General features: G+C 35.5%; 2 protein-coding genes. Both read left to right on the plus strand.

The window, feature by feature from the left end:
• The first annotated feature begins 3 nt into the window (after positions 1-3).
• Positions 4-147 carry a T9SS type A sorting domain-containing protein gene (locus BW946_RS20955; RefSeq protein ID WP_228402686.1) on the plus strand — a complete coding sequence of 48 codons (144 nt, stop codon included), beginning with the start codon at positions 4-6 and terminating at the stop codon, positions 145-147.
• Positions 148-159: 12 nt separating this feature from the next.
• Positions 160-3405 (plus strand): RHS repeat domain-containing protein, encoded by a 3246-nt coding sequence (locus tag BW946_RS20960; RefSeq protein ID WP_076598019.1) that lies wholly within the window; start codon positions 160-162, stop codon positions 3403-3405.
• Positions 3406-3461: the final 56 nt, after the last annotated feature.

Genomic DNA, 3461 nt, shown 5'->3' on the forward strand with positions numbered 1-3461 from the left:
GATATGTCTGGAAGGCAGCTTCAGAATCTAAAAACAAAGAACAGAGTCACTAAAATCAATACCCAGGCTTTGGTTCAGGGAGCTTATCTGGTGACCATTAAAACAGACACGAATAAAACGGCGAATGCTAAACTTATAAAAAAATAAAACATAATAATTATGAAAAAAAGATATGTTCCGATAGTAATGCTTCTCGCATTTCAATTCTGTCATGGACAATCGTTACCTCAGCTTAATAATAACTATGGATTGCCCAAAATAGTGACGCCGTCCCAGGAAACATTTGCTAACAGCAGGCTTAATTTTGAACCTTCTTCAACAGGAGATTTTAGTTATCAATACCCTATTTATGGAGGAATTAAAACACCTGTTAATTTAATCTATACAAGCGGGGTAAGGGTAGATGATATTGGTACCAGTACCGGAATGTCATGGCAGCTCAATACGGGAGGTGTAATATCAAGGATAGTGAAGGATGAAACGGACGAGAACAGGACAAATTGGAAACCCAATACTGTAAATGAAACAACAGATTTACAAAACATAAAAGATGCTGCCAGAACTGGAAATGCAATAGATACAGAATATGACTGGTTTAATTTCTCCATTTCAAATGGTCTGTCAGGAAGTTTCTATATAGACAGCAATCTCAATGCCTATATAGAATCAAAGGATAAAATAAAAATTCAAATCCTTGATAAAAATACGCCTATAACGGGTTATGGGAAGCTATTGGAATTTAAACTCACAGATAAAATTGGGAATGAATATTATTTTGGGGGCTCAGAAATAAATATTGAGAAAACAACCTATCAAAATGCAGGCCCGGATCAGCATGCCATTACAGGATGGTACTTGTATAAAATCGTTAGTCCGGAAAAAAAAGAAACCCTATTCAATTATATCACCGAAAATGTTACATATTATTCTTCCCTGAGCGCAAGTTTTAATGTTCAGCAGAATTGTAGCCCACCTGCTTCTTCTTCACCTTATACATACAGTGATATAATCAAGACAAAATCTACCCTGCAATCCTATAAACCGAGATTGAATACCATTTCAGAGGATGACACTGAAATAAAATTTGTTTATACTAAAGAACGAAAAGATATATTCAACAGCAATGCTCAGAATAACCTTCTTACTTCTATTGAGATTAAAAGCAATAACAGGCTGATAGATAGCTATACTCTTGAGTATTTTGACACGCTCAATACCCCTGCTGCTACCTATTATGGTCTTTCGGGAAATGAAAGGTCCACAACCAACAGACACTTTCTAAAATCAGTGAACCGGGTTAGCAGGAATGCTAAGACTGAATTTGAATATTATAATTTAAGCTCACTTCCTGCCAGATTCAGTTTAAGCTCAGATTATTATGGTTATCCTAACGGAGTGGGTAATTCTTCTCCATTTCCGGCAATAGCCAATGATAATAATTTTGGAATTTTCCAGGGACTTTCCATTTACATGCCACTATCCATGTTGTCTGCTGATAAAAAGGTAAATTCCCTTCTGGCGTCTATGGGTAATTTAAAAAAGATCACCTATCCTACGAAAGGAGTTTCTGAGATCTTTTACGAGCCTAATGCAAGCATGGGACAGGTAAACCAACAGGTAAAAGAATCCCGATTTTTAAGTGCCAATTTTAACAAATGTAATCTGGCCAATGATGCGCCTTTAGATTCTTTCACTTTTGTTTCCAATGGAAATTTTGTTGAATTTTATGGAGAAGCTTTTTTTGATGATTATTATGGATGTAATCAACCAGATACCCAACACGATATTCATCAGCTCAAAATAACCGATCTTACAACCGGAAATACTACTTTTTCGGATGTTAATAAAGTTTCTGAACCTTTCCAGGCTAAAGAGGGGACAAATCATTTGCCAATCACTACTATAAGTGGACATACTTATAAAGTTGAATATTCTGTATCATCTTTAATAGGAGCTGTAAGTGGTTGGTTAAATGTAACCTATAATAGACATACTGTTTCTGTCAATCAACCCATCTATTTTGGAGGAAGCAGAATAGCTTCTTTTAAAGAAACCAATACTGAGGGTGATAATTACACAAAGAAGTTTTATTATAATTCTTTAGCTAATATTAGCAGTCAGAATTCCTCAATCACAGATTACAATACTACCTATGTGATGGCGCAAAAGCAAGAAACTTCAAAATCCTGCCAGAATAGTGGTGGTACATTCCCACAGGTGGAGATACTGGATGTCTATACTGCCTATCAAAACAGCATACTCCCGTTTTTCAACCATAGAAAAAATAGTGTGTTTTACAGTACGGTAACAGAAGTTATAGAAGGCAAAAGTGCCGTAGAACGAAAATTTTCATATGAAGAAAATTTAGATCCTTATATTGGAAGACCACCTGCTATTTACTATATGCCTACTACCAATTTGGGAGAATTAAAATCGAATTTATTGTTAGAAGAGAATATGTACAAATTTGAGAACAATAATTACAGTAAGATCATTAATAAAACATATAAATATGATTATTCCCAGGAAAAAAATCTAAGGAGCTATGTATTTAGAGAAAATTTTGCTTACTCTCCAAATCCTACACAAGACCAACTGTTAAATATCTCATATGGTTTTTATGAAAACTATTATGGTTTTTATAACCCTACTGAAATAAAAACAACGGAATACTTTCCCAATAACGTTGCGCTGGTAACCACCAATACCAATAGCTATTCCAACCCTTCTCATTATCAGTTAACATCGTCTAAAACCGAGCATCCTGATCATTCTATCTCTGAAACCACCTACAGCTACGCCCATGAGAAAAACAACCAGAGGCTAATCAATGCTAATATGATAGGGATTCCGTTACAGACCATCACCAAAAAAGATAATGTGTTGGTGTCAAATATGGAAACAAAGTATGATAACCCATTGAATCTATTTCCAAGTTCCGTTGTATCCACAGACTTACAAAACATTGTTTCTACCGAAGTAACGTATGACAAATACGACAGTAAAGGTAATATTCAGCAGTACACTACAAAAGACGGTCTTTCAACAGTCATTATCTGGGGGTATAACCAAACCCAGCCTATTGCTAAAATAGAAGGCGCCAAATTAACAGATATTCAGGAATCTCTCATCAACACCATTGTTAATGCCTCCAATACAGATGCATCAGCTTCTTCAAACAATGATGAAACAGCCCTTTTATCTGCCTTGAACACATTCAGAAACGCTCTGCCAAATTATCAGATCACCACTTATACCTATGATCCACTCATTGGAGTCAGAAGCATCACCCCGCCATCCGGAATCAGAGAAAGCTATATTTATGATTCCGCAAACAGGCTTCAGAAAGTGATTGATATAAATGGTAAAGTGCTGAAGGAGATGAAATACAACTATAAAAACTAAAACCGATGAAAAAATTAATACTACCCATAGGAGCCTTGCTCTTATCCAATATAACC

The sequence above is a fragment of the Chryseobacterium sp. RU33C genome (genome assembly GCF_900156015.1).
GTDB lineage: Bacteria > Bacteroidota > Bacteroidia > Flavobacteriales > Weeksellaceae > Chryseobacterium > Chryseobacterium candidae.

What these genes read in the sequence shown, in the direction of transcription:
- BW946_RS20955 (WP_228402686.1), top strand. Translation starts at nt 4, where the DNA reads ATGTCTGGAAGGCAGCTTCAGAATCTAAAAACAAAGAACAGAGTCACT.
- BW946_RS20960 (WP_076598019.1), top strand. Translation starts at nt 160, where the DNA reads ATGAAAAAAAGATATGTTCCGATAGTAATGCTTCTCGCATTTCAATTC.